We start from the raw sequence: 19975 nt of genomic DNA on the forward strand, positions 1-19975 counted from the left end.
CGCCGTTCCCTCAGGCATCATCGACCCGACCAAGATCATCGCCATATGAAACGGGGCATCCATGACCGACGCAGTGAAGGGGCCTGCCAGCTACTTCCCGTCCATCGAGAAGAAGTACGGCCGCCCGATCGCCGAATGGAAGGACCTCATCCGTTCCTCCCCCCTGACCAAGCACATGGAGCTGGTCAACTGGCTCAAGTCCGAGCACGGCCTCGGCCACGGCCACGCCAACGCCCTCGTCGCCCACACCCTCGCCGAGGGCAGCGGAAAGTGATCGGGTAGGGGTACCGAGGGCGCGGCGTCTTCGGTCGGCCCAAACGGATCGCCTCCGCCCACAGGTTCGGACAACGACGAAGGCCCAGGTTCCTGACCTGGGCCTTCGTTCAAGAGCGGATGACGGGAATCGAACCCGCGCTATAAGCTTGGGAAGCTCATGTTCTACCATTAAACTACATCCGCAGCGCCGCACGATGATCAATGCGGCATCGTTGCACAGTGTACCCCATACCGCACGCCAGGCGAAGTGCTCCCCTCCCCGAGGGGTGGGAGAGTATGCGGAGTGCCGCGTGGAGTGGTGTCCTCTTGATCCCCTAATGTGGCTGTCTCGTCCACCACTTGTCGGGGAAGGGACTTGATGGGTTCGATGGAGCGCACCGTCGTCCGTTGTGCCGAAGGGCACGTGTTCAGCACCGCTTCGTTCCCGCTGCAGCAGCTCGGGGCCGGGCGGATCGGGCCCGGGCGGCTCGTTCGGTGTCCACGGTGTGCGCGGTTGCGGCATGCGGTGCCGGTGGAGCTCGATCGGCGCTGATCGCGCCGAGGGCGTCCGGGGGCGTGGGGTCTTCCCGATTGGGGCAGCTCCGCGCCCTCTGCGTATCGTGGGAGCGTGCTTCTCTCAGACAAGGACATCCGGGCCGAGATCGATGCCGGCCGGGTGCGCATCGACCCGTACGACGAATCCATGGTGCAGCCCTCGAGCATCGACGTGCGGCTTGACCGCTTCTTCCGGGTGTTCGAGAACCACCGCCACCCCCACATCGACCCCGCCGTCGAGCAGCTCGACCTGACGCGCCAGGTCGAGCCGGAGGGCGACGAGGCGTTCATCCTGCACCCGGGCGAGTTCGTGCTCGCCTCGACCTACGAGGTCATCACCCTGCCGGACGACATCGCCTCCCGGCTGGAGGGGAAGAGCTCGCTGGGGCGGCTCGGTCTGGTGACGCACTCGACCGCCGGCTTCATCGACCCCGGTTTCTCCGGGCACGTCACCCTGGAGCTGTCGAACCTCGCCACCCTGCCGATCAAGCTGTGGCCGGGCATGAAGATCGGGCAGCTGTGCATGTTCCGCCTGAGCTCGCCCGCCGAGTACCCGTACGGGAGCGAGCGCTACGGCTCCCGGTACCAGGGCCAGCGCGGGCCGACGGCCTCGCGCTCGTACATGAACTTCCATCGGACCCAGGTGTGAGGCGGTAGCCGGCATGAGTGAAGTACGCGAGAACCTGACGTACGAGGGCTTCGGGCGCGCCGTCCGCGAGCTCGCCCAGACCATCGCCGACGACGGCTACGAGCCGGACATCGTGCTCTCCATCGCCCGCGGCGGCGTCTTCGTCGCCGGCGGCCTGGCCTACGCCCTGGACTGCAAGAACATCCACCTGGTGAACGTGGAGTTCTACACGGGCGTGGGGACCACGCTGGAGATGCCGGTCATGCTGGCGCCCGTCCCGAACGCGATCGACTTCTCCGACAAGAAGGTTCTGATCGCCGACGACGTCGCCGACACCGGCAAGACCCTCAAGCTCGTCCACGACTTCTGCGTCGACCACGTCGCCGAGGTCCGCTCCGCGGTCGTCTACGAGAAGTCGCACTCCCTCGTGAAGTGCGAGTACGTCTGGAAGAAGACCGACGACTGGATCAACTTCCCCTGGTCGGTCGAGCCGCCCGTCGTCCGCCGCGAGGGCCAGGTCCTCGACGCCTGACGAGGCCCCCGGACGGCCGAAGGCCCCCGTAGACGTGAGAAGGGCCCCCACCGGGTGCGGTGGGGGCCCTTCCGCGTGCTCCGCGGGGCTACAGCGTGCCCAGCTTGATCAGGCTCAGCAGCGCCACCAGCTGGATCGCCGACGCGCCCAGGGCCTTCGGCCAGGGCAGGTCGTGGGAGCGGCTCACCATCAGGGTGAAGAGGGCGCCCGCGGCCAGCCAGGTGAGCCAGCCGACGACCTGGACCAGGCCGTTCTCGCCGCCCAGGAAGAGGGCGAGGACGAGGCGCGGGGCGTCCGTGAGGGACATGATCAGCATGGACAGGCCGACGGTCGGCTGCCAGGAGCCGTCGCCGCCGAGCTGGCGGGCCAGGGTGTGGGTGACGGCGCCGAGGACCAGGCCGCCGATCACGAAGCCGACGCCGGTCAGGACGACGTACGGGATCGCGTTGGACAGGGTCGCGTTGATGGCCTCTTCGCGCGCCTTGTCGAAGCCGAAGATCGCGAGCAGTCCGTAGAGGAACGTCACGACCAGCGCGGGGCCCCACACGGCGTGGTCGCGCATCCGGAGGAAGGTGTCCGCCGGGCGCAGCACGATGCCGCTGAGGAGGGCCTTCCAGGGCAGCCGCGGGCCCGTGGGGACGGGGGCGGCGCCGGCCTGGTACGGGGTGCCCTGGCCGTACGGGTCGTCGTGGACGCTGAAGACCTGGGTGTGGCCCGGGTTGTTGGCGGCGTAGTGCTGCTGCGGGTGCTGCTGCCCCTGAGGCGCGTAGGGGTCGCCGAAGTACTCCGGCTCCCCGTGCGACTGCGGCGGTTGCTGCTGCTGTTGCCGCGACCACTGCTGTTGCTGCTGCGACCACTGCTGCTGTTGCGGGTGTCCCGGCGGGGGCGCGTGGTACCCGTACGGCGCCTGCTGCGGTTGTTGTCGCGGGGGGCCGCCGGCCCGGCCGCGTCCGTTCCTGAATCCAGCCACGTCAATGAACGTACCCGGTCCTGCCGTGCGCTCGCGCCCCGGAGGGATAGTGCGGCAGAGCTGTGACATCCCCTAGGGGGTCTCGGGGAGGGGCGCGCGAAGGCCGTCGGGGGTTCGCGCCGGGCGGGCGCGGAGGCCGTCGGAGGTTCGCGCCGGGGGTGCGCGGAGGGCCCTACCGGCGTGGTGGCCCGGTGATGCGCCGGCCCGTCGGCGGATACGGCGGAGGGCCGCCCCGCATCGCGCGGGACGGCCCTCGAGCCACGTACCGGACCTGCCGGAGGCTAGGCGGCCGGCTCCGGCTCCGGGGCCTCGGCCGACTGCTCGGGCTCCGGGTCGGCCGGGGTCTTCACCGAGTCGAGCAGCAGCTGGGCCACGTCGACGACCTGGAGGCTCTCCTTGGCCTTGCCGTCGTTCTTCTTGCCGTTCACGGAGTCCGTGAGCATGACGAGGCAGAACGGGCAGGCGGTGGAGACGATGTCCGGGTTGAGGGACAGGGCCTCGTCGACGCGCTCGGTGTTGATGCGCTTGCCGATCCGCTCCTCCATCCACATCCGGGCACCACCGGCGCCGCAGCAGAAGCCGCGCTCCTTGTGGCGGTGCATCTCCTGCTGGCGCAGGCCCGGGACGGCGGACATGATCTCGCGCGGCGGCGTGTAGACCTTGTTGTGCCGGCCCAGGTAGCAGGGGTCGTGGTAGGTGATGAGGCCGTCCACCGGGGTGACCGGGATCAGCTTGCCCTCGTCGATGAGGTGCTGGAGCAGCTGGGTGTGGTGGATGACCTCGTACTCGCCGCCGAGCTGCGGGTACTCGTTGGCGATGGTGTTGAAGCAGTGCGGGCAGGTGGAGACGATCTTCTTCGCCGACTTGGGCTTCTTCGTCGACTCGTCCTCGTCGTCCTCACCGAACGCCATGTTCAGCATCGCGACGTTCTCCTGGCCGAGCTGCTGGAACAGCGGCTCGTTGCCCAGGCGGCGCGGGGAGTCACCGGTGCACTTCTCCTCGCCGCCCATGATCGCGAACTTGACGCCCGCGATGTGCAGCAGCTCGGCGAAGGCCTTGGTGGTCTTCTTGGCCCGGTCCTCCAGGGCGCCGGCGCAGCCGACCCAGTAGAGGTAGTCGACCTCGGTGAGGTCCTCGACGTCCTTGCCGACGATCGGGACCTCGAAGTCGACCTCCTTGGTCCACTCGACGCGCTGCTTCTTGGCCAGGCCCCAGGGGTTGCCCTTCTTCTCCAGGTTCTTGAGCATCGTGCCCGCCTCGGACGGGAACGCGGACTCGATCATGACCTGGTAGCGGCGCATGTCGACGATGTGGTCGATGTGCTCGATGTCGACCGGGCACTGCTCGACGCAGGCGCCGCAGGTGGTGCAGGACCACAGGACGTCCGGGTCGATGACGCCGTTCTCCTCGACGGTGCCGATCAGCGGGCGCTCGGCCTCGGCGAGCGCGGCGGCCGGGACGTCCTTCAGCTGCTCGGCGGTCGCCTTCTCCTCGCCCTCCATGGTCTTGCCGCCGCCGGCGAGCAGGTACGGAGCCTTGGCGTGCGCGTGGTCGCGCAGCGACATGATGAGGAGCTTGGGCGAGAGCGGCTTGCCGGTGTTCCAGGCGGGGCACTGCGACTGGCAGCGGCCGCACTCGGTGCAGGTGGAGAAGTCGAGGAGGCCCTTCCAGGAGAACTGCTCCACCTGGGAGACGCCGTAGACGTCGTCCTCGCCCGGGTCCTCGAAGTCGATCGGCTTGCCGCCGGAGGTCATCGGCTGGAGCGCGCCGAGGGCGGTGGAGCCGTCCGCGTTGCGCTTGAACCAGATGTTCGGGAAGGCGAGGAAGCGGTGCCAGGCCACGCCCATGTTGGTGTTCAGCGAGACCACGATCATCCAGATGAACGAGGTGCTGATCTTCACCATGGCGGTCAGGTAGATCAGGTTCTGCAGGGTGGCGACGCTCAGGCCCTTGAAGGCGAGGACGAGCGGGTACGAGGCGAAGTACGCGGCCTCGTAGTGCTCCACATGGTGGATCGCGCCCTCGAGGCCGCGCAGCACGTAGATCGCCAGACCGATGGTGAGGATGACGTACTCGACGAAGTACGCCTGGCCCGCCTTGGAGCCGGCGAAGCGCGACTTGCGGCCGGCCCGGCGCGGGAGGCTCAGGAGGCGGATGACGATCAGCGCGGCGATGCCGAGGATCGTCATCACGCCGATGAACTCGATGTACAGCTCGAAGGGCAGGAAGCCGCCGATGACCGGCAGTGTCCAGTCCGCCTGGAAGAGCTGGCCGAAGGCCTGCGCCAGGGTCGGCGGCAGGGTCAGGAAGCCGACGGCCACGAACCAGTGCGCGAAACCGACGATGCCCCACCGGTTCATCCGGGTGTGGCCGAGGAATTCCCGCACCAGGGTGACGCTGCGCTGGTACGGGTTGTCGGTGCGGGTGCCGGCGGGCACCGGCTGGCCGAGCTTGAAGTACCGGACGAACTGGCCGATGGCGCGGGCGAGCAGCGCAACGCCGACCACGGTCAGGGTCAGCGACACAATGATCGCGGCGAGTTGCATGAGGGGCTCCTCGGGCGGGCCTACTAAGCTGGACGCCTACTAAGCGGTAACTTATTCAGTCCGTGCCGAGATTACCGGTTGGAGGCTCCGCGCTGTAGCGGAGCTCACGGTGATCTGTGTCGCTCAGGCAACCCTTGCCGCACGGCCTGCGTCGCCCTTCTGCCCCGGCGTCCGGCCTGCCGCGCGGGTCGCCTGGCGACGTTTACGGACTACTGCTGGAAGCGTACGCGCCAGAACGGCCAGATCCATGCCGAGCCAGTGGTGGTCCACATAGTGGAGATCCAGCAGCTCGCGCTCCTCCCACGGCAGCTCGGAGCGTCCGCTGATCTGCCACGGTCCGGTCATCCCCGGCCGTACGGAGAGCCGGCGCCGGCCCTCGCCGACGGACTCCCGGTGGCCGGGCGCCAGCGGGCACGGACCCACCAGGGACATCCGGCCCGCGACGACGTGCAGCAGCTGGGGCAGGCAGGCCAACGGGCTCTTGGTGCGGAAGGTCAGCATCGTGAAGGTCCGGCCGTCCCGGCCCGCGACCGGCCGGCGGCGCAGCACCCGGTGCGGGCCGCCGGGGCGGCCGAGGGCGACGGAAAGGGCGAGGGCGGCGATCACCGGTGCGAGCAGGGCGAGGAGGACGAGCCCGCCCACGAGGTCCAGCGCGCGCTTCGCCGTCATGCGCTCACACCTCCCGGCGGGAATCATGGGATATGTCCGGACTCTGCGGACTCTCTCACGCGCGTGCCTCCGGCCGTGGCAGCGACGCGCCCTTTGAGCGGGGCGGATGGCGAAGAGTTGAGTCGCATCGACTCAGGTCCTTTGACTCTGACCCGACCCTGGTGCATCCTTGAGTCAGTTCCACTCAAGTCAGGCAGCTGGAGGAATCGAAATGGCACGTGCGGTCGGCATCGACCTGGGCACGACTAACTCCGTCGTCAGCGTTCTGGAAGGCGGCGAGCCCACCGTCATCACCAACGCCGAGGGCGCCAGGACCACGCCGTCCGTCGTCGCCTTCGCGAAGAACGGCGAGGTGCTGGTCGGCGAGGTCGCCAAGCGCCAGGCGGTCACCAACGTCGACCGGACCATCCGGTCGGTCAAGCGCCACATGGGCACCGACTGGAAGATCGAGCTCGACGGGAAGAACTTCAACCCGCAGCAGATCTCCGCCTTCATCCTCCAGAAGCTGAAGCGTGACGCCGAGGCCTACCTGGGCGAGAAGGTGACCGACGCGGTCATCACCGTCCCGGCGTACTTCAACGACTCCGAGCGCCAGGCCACCAAGGAGGCCGGCGAGATCGCGGGCCTCAACGTCCTGCGCATCGTCAACGAGCCGACCGCCGCCGCCCTGGCGTACGGCCTCGACAAGGACGACCAGACCATCCTCGTCTTCGACCTCGGTGGCGGCACCTTCGACGTGTCCCTCCTGGAGATCGGCGACGGCGTCGTCGAGGTGAAGGCCACCAACGGTGACAACCACCTCGGTGGTGACGACTGGGACCAGCGCGTCGTCGACTACCTGGTGAAGCAGTTCGCCAACGGCCACGGCGTCGACCTGTCCAAGGACAAGATGGCGCTGCAGCGTCTGCGCGAGGCCGCCGAGAAGGCCAAGATCGAGCTTTCCTCCTCCACGGAGACCACGATCAACCTTCCGTACATCACGGCCTCCGCCGAGGGCCCGCTGCACCTGGACGAGAAGCTCACCCGCGCCCAGTTCCAGCAGCTCACCGCGGACCTCCTGGAGCGCTGCAAGACCCCGTTCCACAACGTCATCAAGGACGCGGGCATCCAGCTCTCCGAGATCGACCACGTCGTCCTCGTCGGCGGCTCGACCCGCATGCCGGCCGTCGCCGAGCTCGTCAAGGAGCTGACCGGCGGCAACGAGGCCAACAAGGGCGTGAACCCGGACGAGGTCGTCGCCATCGGCGCCGCCCTGCAGGCCGGTGTCCTCAAGGGCGAGGTCAAGGACGTCCTGCTGCTCGACGTCACCCCGCTGTCCCTCGGCATCGAGACCAAGGGCGGCATCATGACCAAGCTGATCGAGCGCAACACCACGATCCCGACCAAGCGCTCCGAGATCTTCACGACGGCCGAGGACAACCAGCCGTCCGTGCAGATCCAGGTCTACCAGGGCGAGCGCGAGATCGCCGCGTACAACAAGAAGCTCGGTATGTTCGAGCTGACCGGCCTCCCGCCGGCCCCGCGCGGCGTCCCGCAGATCGAGGTCGCCTTCGACATCGACGCCAACGGCATCATGCACGTGACCGCGAAGGACCTCGGCACGGGCAAGGAGCAGAAGATGACCGTCACCGGCGGCTCCTCGCTGCCGAAGGACGAGGTCGACCGGATGCGCCAGGAGGCCGAGCAGTACGCGGAGGAGGACCACCGCCGCCGCGAGGCCGCCGAGACCCGCAACCAGGGCGAGCAGCTCGTCTACCAGACCGAGAAGTTCCTCAAGGACAACGAGGACAAGGTCCCCGGTGACGTCAAGTCCGAGGTGGAGTCCGCCGTCGCCGAGCTGAAGGAGAAGCTCAAGGGCGAGGACACCACGGAGATCCGCACCGCCACCGAGAAGGTCGCGGCCGTCTCCCAGAAGCTCGGCCAGGCGCTGTACGCCGACGCCCAGGCCGCCCAGGCCGCGGGTGGCGCCGAGGCCGGCCAGGGTCAGGCGCAGGACGACGACGTCGTCGACGCCGAGATCGTCGACGAGGACAAGCCGAAGGGTGCCGCCTGATGTCGGAGGAGACCCCGGGCTTCGAGGAGAAGCCCGACGTCCCCGCCGACGGCACGCCCGAGGAGCCGCAGGCCGCCGACTCCGCCGACCAGGCGGAGGAGGCGGCCCCGGCCGGGGACGCTACGGACGTAGCCCTGCTGGCGCAGCTGGACCAGGCCCGCACCGCGCTCAACGAGCGCACCGCGGACCTCCAGCGGCTCCAGGCCGAGTACCAGAACTACCGCCGCCGCGTGGAGCGGGACCGGGTCACGGTCAAGGAGATCGCCGTCGCGAGCCTCCTGACCGAGCTCCTTCCCGTGCTCGACGACATCGGCCGCGCCCGGGAGCACGGTGAGCTCGTGGGCGGCTTCAAGTCGGTCGCCGAGTCGCTGGAGACGGTCGTCGCCAAGATGGGTCTGCAGCAGTTCGGCAAGGAGGGCGAGCCCTTCGACCCGACCGTGCACGAGGCCCTGATGCACAGTTACGCGCCGGACGTCACCGAGACGACCTGCGTGGCGATCCTGCAGCCTGGGTACCGGATCGGCGAGCGGACCATCCGGCCCGCCCGGGTGGCCGTCGCCGAGCCGCAGCCGGGCGCGGCCCCGGCCGCCAAGGAAGAGAAGAAGGCCGACGAGGAGAGCGGTGGCCCCGACGAGGGCTAGCGCTGTGATCGTCCGAGAGGAGGGACGTCGATGAGCACGAAGGACTTCGTCGAGAAGGACTACTACAAGGTTCTCGGCGTCCCCAAGGACGCCACCGACGCGGAGATCAAGAAGGCGTACCGGAAGCTCGCCCGCGAGAACCACCCGGACGCCAACAAGGGCGACGCGAGCGCCGAGGCGCGCTTCAAGGAGATCTCCGAGGCGAACGACGTCCTCGGCGATCCGAAGAAGCGCAAGGAGTACGACGAGGCCCGCGCCCTGTTCGGCAACGGGGGCTTCCGGGCCGGCGGCCCGGGCGGCGGTTCGTTCAACTTCGACCTGGGCGACCTCTTCGGCGGCGCCCAGGGCCCCGGCGGGGCCGGCGGCTTCGGCGGCGGTCTCGGGGACGTCTTCGGCGGCCTGTTCAACCGGGGCGGTGGTGCGGGCACCCGTACGCAGCCGCGCCGCGGCCAGGACATCGAGTCCGAGGTGACGCTCAGCTTCACCGAGGCGATCGAGGGCGCGACCGTTCCGCTGCGGATGTCCAGCCAGCAGCCCTGCAAGGCCTGTTCGGGCACCGGCGACAAGAACGGCACCCCGCGGGTGTGCCCGACCTGTGTCGGCACCGGGCAGGTCTCGCGCGGCAGCGGCGGCGGCTTCTCGCTGACCGACCCGTGCGTGGACTGCAAGGGGCGCGGCCTGATCGCCGAGACGCCCTGCGAGGTCTGCAAGGGCAGCGGGCGGGCCAAGTCCTCCCGCACCATGCAGGTCCGCATCCCGGCGGGTGTCTCCGACGGGCAGCGGATCCGGCTGCGCGGCAAGGGCGCCCCGGGCGAGCGCGGCGGGCCGAACGGCGACCTGTACGTGGTCGTGCACGTCGACACCCACCCGGTGTTCGGCCGCAAGGACGACAACCTGACCGTCACGGTGCCCGTCACGTTCGACGAGGCGGCGCTCGGCGGTGAGATCAAGGTGCCGACCCTGGGCGGCCCGGCGGTCACCCTGAAGCTGCCCGCCGGGACTCCCAACGGCCGCACCATGCGCGCCCGGGGCAAGGGCGCGGTCCGCAAGGACGGCACGCGCGGCGATCTGCTGGTGACGGTGGAGGTCGCGGTGCCGAAGGAGCTGGACGACAAGGCCCGTGAGGCCCTGGAGACGTACCGCGAGGCCACGGCGGGCGAGGACCCCAGGGCAGAGCTGTTCCAGGCCGCGAAGGGAGCTTGAGGAGATGGACGGCCGTCGCCGTAACCCTTATGAACTGACCGACGAGACGCCGGTGTACGTCATCTCGGTGGCGGCCCAGCTCTCCGGTCTGCACCCGCAGACGCTGCGTCAGTACGACCGCCTGGGCCTGGTGTCCCCGGACCGCACGGCGGGCCGTGGGCGCCGCTATTCGGCCCGTGACATCGAGCTGCTCCGTCAGGTGCAGCAGCTGTCGCAGGACGAGGGCATCAACCTGGCCGGGATCAAGCGCATCATCGAGCTGGAGAACCAGGTCGCGGCGCTGCAGCAGCGGGTGGCGGAGCTGTCGTCGGCGGTCGAGGGCGCGGCGGCGGCGATGCGCCAGCGCGAGGCCCAGGTGCACGCCTCGTACCGGCGCGACCTGGTCCCGTACCAGGACGTCCAGCAGGCGAGCGCCCTGGTGGTGTGGCGGCCGGGTCACAAGCGCGGCGAGTAGCCATCGGCTGAAGGCTCTCTGAGGCTCCTTCAGGCGGGCTCCCTCAGGCAGGCTCCTTCAGGCGGGCTCCTTCAGGCGGGCTCCTTCAGGTTTCGAGGCCCCTTCCGTTCCGGCGGAGGGGGCCTCGCCGCGTCCCGGCCTTAAGGGATGAGTTCGCCCACGATGTCGGCGGCGGTCTGCCACCAGGGTTGTGCGCCGGTGCCGAAGGCGGCGGCGAGGGCGGTGCCGACGGCCTGGTCCTGGGGGGTGGCGTCGGGGGCCCAGTCGGCGTCGACGCGGCCGTCCCCGGTGGACTCCAGGGTGCCGAGCGGCCGTCCGTCGCAGGTGAGGCGGCTCTCCCCGTACGAGCAGGGCACGAGCCGGTAGCGGACCTGGGACACGTGCGCGTCGACGCGGTAGGAGCGGCGGGAGAGGCGGCCCTTGGCGGGGCGGAGGCCGGCCGGCTGCCCGTCCACGGTGAGGGTGAGCAGGGCGCCGTCGCGGGTGCCGATGGGGGTGTGGTCGTCGGGGGTGGTACCGGGGGTCCGCAGGAGTTCCACGGTGGGCATCCGGTGGCCGGTCACGCGCAGGGTGCCGGCGGGGCCGTCGAGGTCGATGTGGGCGTACACGCGGGTCAGTTGTCCCGTTCGAGGATGCCGGAGCGGGCGATGAGGTAGCCGAGCTGGGCGCGGCTGCCGCTGCCGAGGGCGGCGGCCAGCTTGGCGATGTGGGCGCGGCAGGTGCGGACGTTCATGCCGAGGCGGCGGGCGATGGCCTCGTCGACGTGTCCCTCGACGAGGAGTTTGGCGATGGAGCGCTGGACGCCGCTGATGCCGCCCTGCGGCGGCTCGTAGGCGACGGGGGCGTCGAGGGGGGTGGCCTGGAGCCAGAACTGGTCGAAGACGCCGCCGAGATACTCGACGAGTCCCTGGTGGCGCAGTTCGAGGGCGATGGTGCGGTCGCGGCTCGCGGGCACGAAGGCGACCTTGCGGTCGACGATGATGAGCCGGTCGATGATCTCTTCGAGGGTGCGGACCTCGACCTCGGGCCCTATGCGTTCGAGGTAGGCGAGGGTGATGGGCTGGTGGCGCGCGGTGTGCTGGTAGAGGGTGCGCATCTTGATGCCCCGGCCGAGCAGCGGGCGGACCCGTCGGAGCGCCTCGCCGAAGGTGTGGGCGCTGCGGCCCTTTCCCGGTTGTACGGTGAGCAGTTCGGAGGTGCACTCGGCGACGGCGCGGTCCAGGCTGGCGTTGATGCGTTCCAGGCCTTCGAGGACCGTGATGGCGTGGGTCATCGAGGGGTCGCGTGCGCCGAGGGTCATGAACGGCTCGAACGCGTCGGAGAGGGTGAGGGTCAGGCGCCTGCGTTCCTGTATCTCCTTCTCTATGGGGAGGAGCAGCCGGGCGAGGGCGGCCGAAGGGGCGACCGGGCGGAGCCATTCGGCGTCGTCGGGGTCGGGACGCAGCAGGTCGAGGTCCATGAGGCAGGGGGCGGACCCGATCTCGGAACGGGCGATGCGACCGGACCGAAGCGCCTCGGTGTAGAGCCGAGTGCCCGCTTCGCACAGGTCTGCGTGCGTGTGAGAATGTCCCTTTTCGTCAGGCTCTATTCGCATACGTACACCCCCAGGCTTTTGCATTACAGGAACATGATGCATTGAGCGAGTGGTGGAAACGGGATGAGTGAGCCATCGTCGTGACTTGCGGGGGAGCAGGTTGTTACACACCTTCAAGTGAGGTTGCTCGGTCATGTCCAAGAAGCTCATACGCACCGTAGCCGGTGTCGCACTGATGGCTGCTGCCGCTGTGGGAGCGGTCACGGCAACCGAGGACCCGGGGTGGGGTTCGCAGACGAGGGTCGTGAACGCCGACCCGGGCTGGGGCCTGTCGCCGGCTCTCAACGGCGACCCGGGCTGGGGCGTGGCTCCGGCCGCGGCCGGCGACCCCGGCTGGGGGGTCGGACCGGTCTCCGATCCTGGATGGGAGTCCGAGGGGGCATGACGGTTCCCGAAGATCCTCGTTTCCGACGCGAGATGGCGAGCGCCTACCGGTCCGGGTGGCACTTCATCGATCTCGTCACCGCGGTGCCGCGCCGTGGCGAGTCGTTGATGGTCACCCTCTTCGGGGAGCCGATCGTCGTCGTCCGCGAAGACGACGAGGACATTCGCGCCTACCGGTGTCTTCGCCGCCCGCGCGGCGCCCCGCAACCCGTCCGCTGTGCCATCCGGTACGGCATGATCTTCGTCAATCTCGACCAGCGCGACCATCAGCTGGTCGAACCCCGGCTGGTCGAACCCGAGACCATCACCGCCACCCCCCGCAGTGCCTGAACGATTCCCCCGTCGTTGTAGATCGTTCAGGTGCTTCCCCCACACAGCGGCGCCATCGCGGACCTGAAACGCGATGGCGCCGCTGTGCGTTCTCCGGAAGGTCTGCGTGGAGGCGTGCGTGAAGGTCTGCGTGGAGGCGTGCGTGAAGGGCTGCGGGAAGGTAGGCGTGTGGGTGTGCCCGAAGGTGGACGCCCTCAGGCCCGGCCCATCGCGCGGGTGAGCGCGATCTCGATCACGACCCGGTCCGGGTTCGGCGTCGGCACCCGGTTGTAGCGGGCCGCGTAACGGTCCACCGCGTCCGCGACCACCTCCGCCTCGGTGCGGATCCGCGCCACGCCCTCCAGCGTGGCCCAGCGCCCCTTGTCCACCTGGCAGACCGCGACCCGCGCCCCGTCCGCGCCCGCCGCCAGGACGTTGGCCACCTTGCGGCTGTGCTTGTTGGTGATGACGCGGGCGATGCCCCGCTCCCCGCCCTCCGGGTCGTACGTGACGCCGACCGCCACCACGTGCGGGGTGCCGTCGGGACGGGGTGTGGTCAGCGTGCACATGTGGTACTCGCGCCAGAAGGCGAGATACGAGTCGCTCGGCTTGCTCGGGTCGATGGCCATGCCCCGGAAACTACTCCGGGTGGACCCGTCCCCGATACCTTGAGCGGAATAGACTCAACTTTGTGTACGCTGTAGGAGTCATACACGAAGGAACATAGGAGTCGTGGACCCCTGAACACCCCGAGGAGGAGATCCCGCCCGTGGACGCCGAACTGACCAACAGGAGCCGGGACGCGCTGAACGCGGCCAGCAGCCGCGCCGTGTCCCAGGGGCACGCCGACCTGACCCCCGCTCACCTGCTGCTCGCGCTGCTGGAGGGTCAGGACAACGAGAACATCACCGACCTGCTGGCCGCCGTCGAGGCCGACCAGGCCGCCGTCCGCGGCGGTGCGGAGCGGCTGCTCGCCGCCCTGCCCAGCGTCACGGGCTCCACCGTCGCGCCCCCGCAGCCGAACCGCGAGCTGCTCGCCGTCATCGCCGACGCCGCCGAGCGCGCGAAGAAGCTCGGCGACGAGTACCTGTCCACCGAGCACCTGCTCATCGGCATCGCCGCCAAGGGCGGCCGGGCCGGCCAGGTCCTCGACGAGCAGGGCGCCACCGCCCGCCGCCTCCAGGACGCCTTCGAGCAGGCCCGCGGCACCCGCCGGGTGACCACCGCCGACCCCGAGGGCTCGTACAAGGCCCTGGAGAAGTTCGGCACCGACTTCACCGCCGCCGCCCGCGAGGGCAAGCTCGACCCGGTGATCGGCCGTGACCACGAGATCCGGCGCGTCGTCCAGGTCCTCTCCCGTCGCACCAAGAACAACCCGGTCCTCATCGGCGAGCCCGGCGTCGGCAAGACCGCCGTCGTCGAGGGCCTCGCCCAGCGGATCGTGAAGGGCGACGTCCCCGAGTCGCTGCGCGACAAGCGCCTGGTCGCGCTCGACCTCGGCGCCATGGTCGCCGGCGCCAAGTACCGCGGCGAGTTCGAGGAGCGCCTGAAGACCGTCCTGTCCGAGATCAAGGAGAGCGACGGGAAGATCATCACCTTCATCGACGAGCTGCACACCGTCGTCGGCGCGGGCGCCGGCGGCGACTCCGCCATGGACGCCGGCAACATGCTCAAGCCGATGCTGGCCCGCGGCGAGCTGCGCATGGTCGGCGCCACCACCCTCGACGAGTACCGCGAGCGGATCGAGAAGGACCCCGCCCTGGAGCGCCGCTTCCAGCAGGTCCTGGTCGCCGAGCCGAGCGTCGAGGACACCGTCGCCATCCTGCGCGGACTCAAGGGCCGCTACGAGGCCCACCACAAGGTGCAGATCAACGACTCCGCCCTGGTGGCCGCCGCGACCCTCTCCGACCGCTACATCACCTCCCGCTTCCTGCCCGACAAGGCCATCGACCTGGTCGACGAGGCCGCCTCCCGGCTCCGCATGGAGATCGACTCCTCCCCGGTCGAGATCGACGAGCTCCAGCGCTCCGTCGACCGGCTGCGCATGGAGGAGCTCGCGCTGAAGAACGAGACCGACGAGGCCAGCAAGCAGCGCCTGGAGAAGCTGCGCCGCGACCTCGCCGACCGCGAGGAGGAGCTGCGCGGCCTGACCGCCCGCTGGGAGAAGGAGAAGCAGTCCCTCAACCGGGTCGGCGAGCTGAAGGAACAGCTCGACGAGCTGCGCGGCCGGGCCGAGCGCGCCCAGCGCGACGGCGACTTCGACACCGCCTCCAAGCTGCTCTACGGGGAGATCCCCGCCCTGGAGCGGGAGCTCGCGGCCGCCAGCGAGGCCGAGGCCCAGCAGGAGGCCGCCAAGGACACCATGGTCAAGGAGGAGGTCGGCCCCGACGACATCGCCGACGTCGTCGGCGCCTGGACCGGCATCCCCGCCGGCCGCCTCCTGGAGGGCGAGACGCAGAAGCTGCTCCGCATGGAGGACGAGCTCGGCAAGCGACTCATCGGCCAGAGCGAGGCCGTGCGGGCCGTCTCCGACGCGGTGCGCCGCACCCGCGCCGGGATCGCCGACCCCGACCGGCCCACCGGCTCCTTCCTCTTCCTCGGCCCGACCGGCGTCGGCAAGACCGAGCTGGCGAAGGCGCTCGCCGACTTCCTCTTCGACGACGAGCGGGCCATGGTCCGCATCGACATGTCGGAGTACGGCGAGAAGCACTCCGTCGCCCGGCTCGTCGGCGCGCCCCCCGGCTACGTCGGCTACGAGGAGGGCGGCCAGCTCACCGAGGCCGTCCGCCGCCGCCCGTACAGCGTCGTCCTCCTGGACGAGGTGGAGAAGGCCCACCCGGAGGTCTTCGACATCCTGCTCCAGGTCCTCGACGACGGCCGGCTCACCGACGGCCAGGGCCGCACGGTCGACTTCCGCAACACGATCCTGATCCTCACCTCCAACCTGGGCAGCCAGTTCCTGATGGAGCCGCTGACGACTCCGGAGGAGAAGCGGGAGCAGGTCCTGGAGGTCGTGCGGGCGAGCTTCAAGCCGGAGTTCCTGAACCGGCTCGACGAGATCGTGGTCTTCTCCGCCCTGCAGCAGGACGAGCTGGCCCGCATCGCGCGGCTCCAGATCGACCGCCTGGCCCGCCGCCTCGCCGACCGCCGGCTCACCCTGGAGGTCACGCCCGAGGCCCTGGCCTGGCTCGCGGACCGGGGCAACGACCCGGCGTACGGCGCCCGGCCGCTGCGCCGCCTGATCCAGACCTCCATCGGCGACCGCCTCGCCAAGGAGATCCTGGCGGGCGAGGTCCGCGACGGGGACACGGTCCGGGTGGACCGCTTCGAGGACGGCCTGCTCGTGGGCCGCGCCTCCTAGCGGGCCTCGTCACGAGGATCGCCCACCCCGTACGAGGGCGGTGTCCCCGCCCTCGTACGGGGTAGGCGCGGGGGCGGCCGGCCCTCCGGATGTGCTCCGAGGGGCGGATCCTGTCAGCCCGCAGCGGATCCGCGCCGTGGGGACTTGCCACGTACCGCCCGGCATGGGGGAGGATGGCGGGCATCCGTACGAAGGGAAGAACCCGGTGAGCATCGACCCGTCCTCGATTCCGAATTTCGGGGCCCAGCCCCAGCCTCAGGCAGCAGGACCGGCGGGCCCCGTCGTCCCCGACCAGGATCTGGTCAAGCAGCTCCTCGACCAGATGGAGCTGAAGTACGTCGTCGACGACGAGGGTGACCTCGCGGCGCCGTGGGAGGACTTCCGCACGTACTTCATGTTCCGCGGCGAGGCCGAGCAGCAGGTCTTCTCCGTCCGCACGTTCTACGACCGCCCGCACGCGGCGGACGACCGCGCCAAGATCCTCGACGCGATCGACGACTGGAACCGCCGCACCCTGTGGCCCAAGGTCTACACCCACCTGCACGAGGAGGAGGACGGCTCCGCCACCCTCCGTCTCATCGGTGAGGCCCAGATGCTGATCGGCACCGGTGTGGCCCTGGAGCACTTCGTGTCCTCCACGGTCAGCTGGGTCCGCGCGTCGATCGAGTTCGACAAGTGGATCGTCGAGCAGTTCGGCCTGGAGTCCCCGCAGGACAAGGAGCCCGGCGACGCCGCCGAGTAGTCCTCCCCGGCCTCACAGGGCCATACGGGCGAACGCGAGCACGTAGACCCCGTACGCGAACGAGAGCCCGGCCAGGCCCGCGATCACCGTGATCGCGGCGCCCGGCCGGGCTCTCGTCATGGCGCGGGCCAGCGGCAGCAGCAGCGGGAAGGCCGGCAGCAGGAAGCGCGGCTTCGACTCGAAGAAGCCCGAGCCGCCGACGGTGATCAGCACGAGCACGCCGGCGTAGACCAGCACCGGCAGCGGCGGCCGCTCGAACAGCGCGAGCAGCACGAAGAGCAGCACCCCGGCCGCCGTGATGACCAGGGCCATCGCGTAGCCGAACTGCGTCGGGCCCTTCAGCATGTCCCGTACGAAGACCAGCGCGCCGTGCCCGAAGTCGAAGCGCGAGGTCCAGCCCTCCTGCACGGCGAAGTAGCCGCCGAGGAGGTCGCCGCGCCGGGCGCCGACCCACAGCACGTACGAGAGCCAGCCCGTCGGCGCGAGCACGGCCCCCGCCCACACCGGCCACCCGGCCCGGCCGCGCCGCCGCCACAGCTCCACGGCGACGGCGGCGAGGACGGCCGCGGCGACGGCGACCCCGTTGGGCCGGGAGAGCCCGGCGAACGCGGCCAGGGCGCCCGCCCACAGCCAGCGGCGGGTCAGCACCGCGTACAGGGACCAGGCGGCGAAGGCGGTCATCAGCGGCTCGGTGTACGCCATCGTCAGCACGATCGAGTGCGGCAGCAGCCCCCACAGCAGCACCGTCAGGACGGCGACGGGCCGCCCGCCGAGGCGTTCCGCGACCAGGTAGATCCCCCAGGCGGCGGCGCCCGCGGCGAGCCAGGACAGCAGCAGTCCGGCCGTGCCGCCCGCCACGGGCAGCACGGTGGTGACCGCCCGCACGAGTGCCGGATACAGCGGGAAGAAGGCCAGGTCCGACTGGACGGCCCCGTCGGGCCAGGTCAGGGTGCGGCCGTAGCCGTGGGCGGCGATCCGGAGGTACCAGTCCGAGTCCCAGGACTTCGCGAGCAGCGCGCGCGGCGAGCGCCCGGTGTGCCACGCCCACAGGGCGAGCGCCAGCATGCCGGTGAGCCGGGCGGCGGCGAACAGCCCCAGGGCGGGCGCGGCGCGGTGCAGCGAGTCCAGGGGGCGGGGCAGCCGCCGGGCCGGGACGGCGGTGGAAGCCGGGCGGTCGAGCGTCTCGGCGGACAGGGGGCACCTCCGTGCGCGCGGGAAATCCGGGATCCATCCGACAAATCGGTTTACCGGACAAGAGGCGGCGCACGGAGGGGGCGCGCGGATCAGAAGCGGCGGATCACCCGCAGCGCGTGGGTGTACAGGTCGCCGTTGCTCGTCTCGGTCCTCGGCGCGCCGTTGAGGATCGACCTGCCGCCCACGTCGGCGATGGTGGGCCCGTTCGGTGTCTTGCGGCTGGAGACGAAGCGCAGTCCGCCGTGCTGGTCCGGGCCCAGGTAGATGCCGATGTGGCCGCCCGCGTCGGAGTCCTCGTCGGTGTCGAAGAAGACCGCGTCCCCGATGCGCAGGCCGTCGAGCGGCGGGGCCTGGCCGACGCCGCCGTCGGCGATCTTCACCCCGGGGCCGGAGGCCGCGATGTCCTTGGACTCGCGCGGCAGGCCGTGGCCGTCGAACTGCCGGTAGAGGACCATCGGGATGCCCATGTGGTGGCCGTAGACCATGCGGACGAAGCCCGAGCAGTCCAGGTGGCCCTTGAAGTCCGGGTCGGCGGCCGCGTGCTCGCCGCTCGCGGGGAAGTCCCAGTCGAGCCCCATGTACTCGTGGAAGTCGGCCCCGACCTTGCGCAGGCCGGTCGTCGGGTCGGCCTTGCTGTAGCCGGCCTCGCCGAGGACCCGCGCGCCCTGCCGGGCGGGGTCGGTGATCGCCGGGGCGAAGGGCCGGTACATGCTCGCGTACGCGAGGACGTCGGGGGAGGTGTCACCGGCCCACGCGCGGATCCGCTGCTCGACGGCCGGGGCCCAGGCGCCGTCGAAGGGCTCGGGAAGGACCCGTACCCACGTGTCGTGGGTGACGAGCGGCGGCTCGGTCCAGGTGGCCGAGTCGAGGGTGACGTCGTAGATCCGGGCCTGCGGGGTCACGGTGGCGCCGGTGGAGGCGAGAGCGCGGACGCCGACGGCTCCGGTGCGGAAGACCTTCGAGGGGTCCTTCTCGGGGTCGTACGCGCTGTGGTGCCAGACGTCGGGCTCGGTCCCGCCCGCGACGTGCTTCCAGGCACGCGCGCGCAGCAGGTCGCCGGTCCGGTCGACGCGGACCCACCAGTGGTCGTAGGCCGCGAACCCGGTGCCGACGGTGACGGGCGCGCTCAGGGTGACCGGTGTGTCGGCGAGCTCCTTCTCCAGGGCGAGCTGGACCTCGCCGGCGGGGGTGACGATCAGCCGGGCGCGGTAGTGGTTGTTGACGTCCCGGGCGGAGAAGACGAGGGCGAGCGAGACGGGCGCGCCGGCGGGCAGCCGGTCGAAGGAGAACCGGGCGGCCGCGTGGAGGTCGCCGATCGCCTTGTCGGGCAGCAGGGAGTAGCGGCTCTTCCCGGCGGCGAGGGTGATCGCCGCCCGGCCGCTCTCCACGAAGTAGTCGGCGGCGACGCCGTTGTGGTGCGACCAGGTGCCGCCGCCGGGCGACATGCCCCACCCGCCGCCGGGCGGCACGCGGTCGAACGCGTCCCTGACGGCCTTCTTCTGCTCGGTGAACCAGCGCCTCGGCCCCCGCAGGGTCACCGTCCGCGCCCCGGTGGTGAGCGTGGCGAGGACGCCCCGGTCGTCGGAGACCTCCAGACCGCCGGGAACGGTACGGGTCGTCAGGGCGCCCGCCGGGTGCGGGGCGAAGTGCCACGGGTCGGTCGGGTCGACCAGCAGCGGCAGCCGGGCCCCCGGGCCGGCCGGACCGGCCGCCCCCGCGGACGGCACCGTCGTCGCGGTGTCCGCCACGGCGGCGGGCGCGGCGGCCATCGGGAGCGCGCCGCCGGCCGCCGCGCCGGCGAGGGCGATCAGGGCGCTTCTGCGGCTCGGCCGGAACTGCGCTGCGGGCATGCGGGACCCCCCATGGGTGACGGACGCGACGGTCG

Annotated in this window: 18 protein-coding genes and 1 tRNA gene; 10 read left to right on the forward strand and 9 right to left on the reverse strand. The window is 70.7% G+C overall.

Going from position 1 to position 19975, the window contains the following annotated elements:
- Window positions 1-61 precede the first annotated feature (61 nt).
- Window positions 62-274 carry a DUF4287 domain-containing protein gene (locus ABTZ91_RS12295; RefSeq protein WP_352077072.1) on the forward strand — a complete coding sequence of 71 codons (213 nt, stop codon included), beginning with the start codon at window positions 62-64 and terminating at the stop codon, window positions 272-274.
- 114 nt (window positions 275-388) lie between these two features.
- On the opposite strand, the gene ABTZ91_RS12300 is transcribed toward ABTZ91_RS12295, so the two are convergent.
- A tRNA-Gly gene (locus ABTZ91_RS12300) sits at window positions 389-459 on the reverse strand.
- 424 nt (window positions 460-883) lie between these two features.
- Between ABTZ91_RS12300 and dcd the strand changes: the two genes are divergently transcribed.
- Both dcd and ABTZ91_RS12310 read left to right on the forward strand, forming a co-directional pair.
- Window positions 884-1459, forward strand: coding sequence for a dCTP deaminase (gene dcd, locus ABTZ91_RS12305; protein WP_345487036.1), 576 nt, complete (start codon window positions 884-886; stop codon window positions 1457-1459).
- A 13-nt stretch (window positions 1460-1472) separates the two neighbouring features.
- On the forward strand, window positions 1473-1970 hold the full coding sequence (locus ABTZ91_RS12310) for a phosphoribosyltransferase (RefSeq protein WP_352077073.1): 498 nt from the start codon (window positions 1473-1475) through the stop codon (window positions 1968-1970).
- A gap of 88 nt (window positions 1971-2058) precedes the next feature.
- On the opposite strand, the gene ABTZ91_RS12315 is transcribed toward ABTZ91_RS12310, so the two are convergent.
- The 3 genes from ABTZ91_RS12315 to ABTZ91_RS12325 form a co-directional block, all read right to left on the reverse strand.
- Window positions 2059-3009 carry a Yip1 family protein gene (locus ABTZ91_RS12315; RefSeq protein WP_407077940.1) on the reverse strand — a complete coding sequence of 317 codons (951 nt, stop codon included), beginning with the start codon at window positions 3007-3009 and terminating at the stop codon, window positions 2059-2061.
- Window positions 3010-3221: 212 nt separating this feature from the next.
- Complete coding sequence (locus tag ABTZ91_RS12320; RefSeq protein WP_352077075.1) at window positions 3222-5486, reverse strand: (Fe-S)-binding protein; 2265 nt, start codon at window positions 5484-5486, stop codon at window positions 3222-3224.
- A 123-nt stretch (window positions 5487-5609) separates the two neighbouring features.
- Window positions 5610-6155 (reverse strand): sugar transferase, encoded by a 546-nt coding sequence (locus ABTZ91_RS12325; protein ID WP_352077076.1) that lies wholly within the window; start codon window positions 6153-6155, stop codon window positions 5610-5612.
- 211 nt (window positions 6156-6366) lie between these two features.
- Here ABTZ91_RS12325 and dnaK point away from each other — a divergent pair, with 211 nt between their 5' ends.
- From dnaK to ABTZ91_RS12345, 4 genes are read left to right on the forward strand one after another with little or no spacing between them, the layout of a single operon-like run.
- Window positions 6367-8208, forward strand: coding sequence for a molecular chaperone DnaK (dnaK, locus tag ABTZ91_RS12330; RefSeq protein WP_352077077.1), 1842 nt, complete (start codon window positions 6367-6369; stop codon window positions 8206-8208).
- Entirely contained in the window at window positions 8208-8849 is a 642-nt protein-coding gene (grpE, locus tag ABTZ91_RS12335; protein ID WP_352077078.1) for a nucleotide exchange factor GrpE, read from the forward strand. Before dnaK ends, grpE begins: the two co-directional genes overlap by 1 nt.
- A 30-nt stretch (window positions 8850-8879) precedes the next feature.
- Window positions 8880-10052 (forward strand): molecular chaperone DnaJ, encoded by a 1173-nt coding sequence (dnaJ, locus tag ABTZ91_RS12340; protein ID WP_352077079.1) that lies wholly within the window; start codon window positions 8880-8882, stop codon window positions 10050-10052.
- A 4-nt stretch (window positions 10053-10056) separates the two neighbouring features.
- Entirely contained in the window at window positions 10057-10506 is a 450-nt protein-coding gene (locus tag ABTZ91_RS12345; protein ID WP_345487045.1) for a heat shock protein transcriptional repressor HspR, read from the forward strand.
- Between the two features lie 140 nt (window positions 10507-10646).
- Here the strand turns inward: ABTZ91_RS12345 and ABTZ91_RS12350 are convergent, their stop codons facing one another.
- Both ABTZ91_RS12350 and ABTZ91_RS12355 read right to left on the reverse strand, forming a co-directional pair.
- Window positions 10647-11114, reverse strand: coding sequence for a hypothetical protein (locus tag ABTZ91_RS12350; RefSeq protein WP_352077080.1), 468 nt, complete (start codon window positions 11112-11114; stop codon window positions 10647-10649).
- 5 nt (window positions 11115-11119) lie between these two features.
- Window positions 11120-12100, reverse strand: a complete 981-nt coding sequence (locus tag ABTZ91_RS12355; RefSeq protein ID WP_352077081.1) for a helix-turn-helix transcriptional regulator — start codon at window positions 12098-12100, stop codon at window positions 11120-11122.
- Window positions 12101-12481: 381 nt separating this feature from the next.
- Between ABTZ91_RS12355 and ABTZ91_RS12360 the strand changes: the two genes are divergently transcribed.
- Complete coding sequence (locus ABTZ91_RS12360; RefSeq protein ID WP_352077082.1) at window positions 12482-12814, forward strand: (2Fe-2S)-binding protein; 333 nt, start codon at window positions 12482-12484, stop codon at window positions 12812-12814.
- A gap of 194 nt (window positions 12815-13008) precedes the next feature.
- On the opposite strand, the gene ABTZ91_RS12365 is transcribed toward ABTZ91_RS12360, so the two are convergent.
- Window positions 13009-13422, reverse strand: coding sequence for a pyridoxamine 5'-phosphate oxidase family protein (locus ABTZ91_RS12365; protein ID WP_352077083.1), 414 nt, complete (start codon window positions 13420-13422; stop codon window positions 13009-13011).
- Window positions 13423-13562: 140 nt separating this feature from the next.
- Between ABTZ91_RS12365 and clpB the strand changes: the two genes are divergently transcribed.
- Together clpB and ABTZ91_RS12375 are read left to right on the forward strand one after the other, a co-directional pair.
- Window positions 13563-16154: an ATP-dependent chaperone ClpB gene (gene clpB, locus ABTZ91_RS12370; protein ID WP_352077084.1), complete on the forward strand. Its 2592-nt coding sequence runs from the start codon at window positions 13563-13565 to the stop codon at window positions 16152-16154.
- A 205-nt stretch (window positions 16155-16359) separates the two neighbouring features.
- Window positions 16360-16896: a YbjN domain-containing protein gene (locus ABTZ91_RS12375; RefSeq protein WP_352077085.1), complete on the forward strand. Its 537-nt coding sequence runs from the start codon at window positions 16360-16362 to the stop codon at window positions 16894-16896.
- A gap of 12 nt (window positions 16897-16908) precedes the next feature.
- Here ABTZ91_RS12375 and ABTZ91_RS12380 read toward each other — a convergent pair whose 3' ends face one another.
- Together ABTZ91_RS12380 and ABTZ91_RS12385 are read right to left on the reverse strand one after the other, a co-directional pair.
- Entirely contained in the window at window positions 16909-17961 is a 1053-nt protein-coding gene (locus ABTZ91_RS12380; protein WP_407077941.1) for a glycosyltransferase family 39 protein, read from the reverse strand.
- A 218-nt stretch (window positions 17962-18179) separates the two neighbouring features.
- On the reverse strand, window positions 18180-19940 hold the full coding sequence (locus ABTZ91_RS12385) for an NlpC/P60 family protein (RefSeq protein WP_352077086.1): 1761 nt from the start codon (window positions 19938-19940) through the stop codon (window positions 18180-18182).
- Between the last annotated feature and the right edge of the window lie 35 nt (window positions 19941-19975).

This window comes from Streptomyces sp. NPDC126499 (assembly GCF_040302485.1).
Taxonomy (GTDB): Bacteria; Actinomycetota; Actinomycetes; order Streptomycetales; family Streptomycetaceae; genus Streptomyces.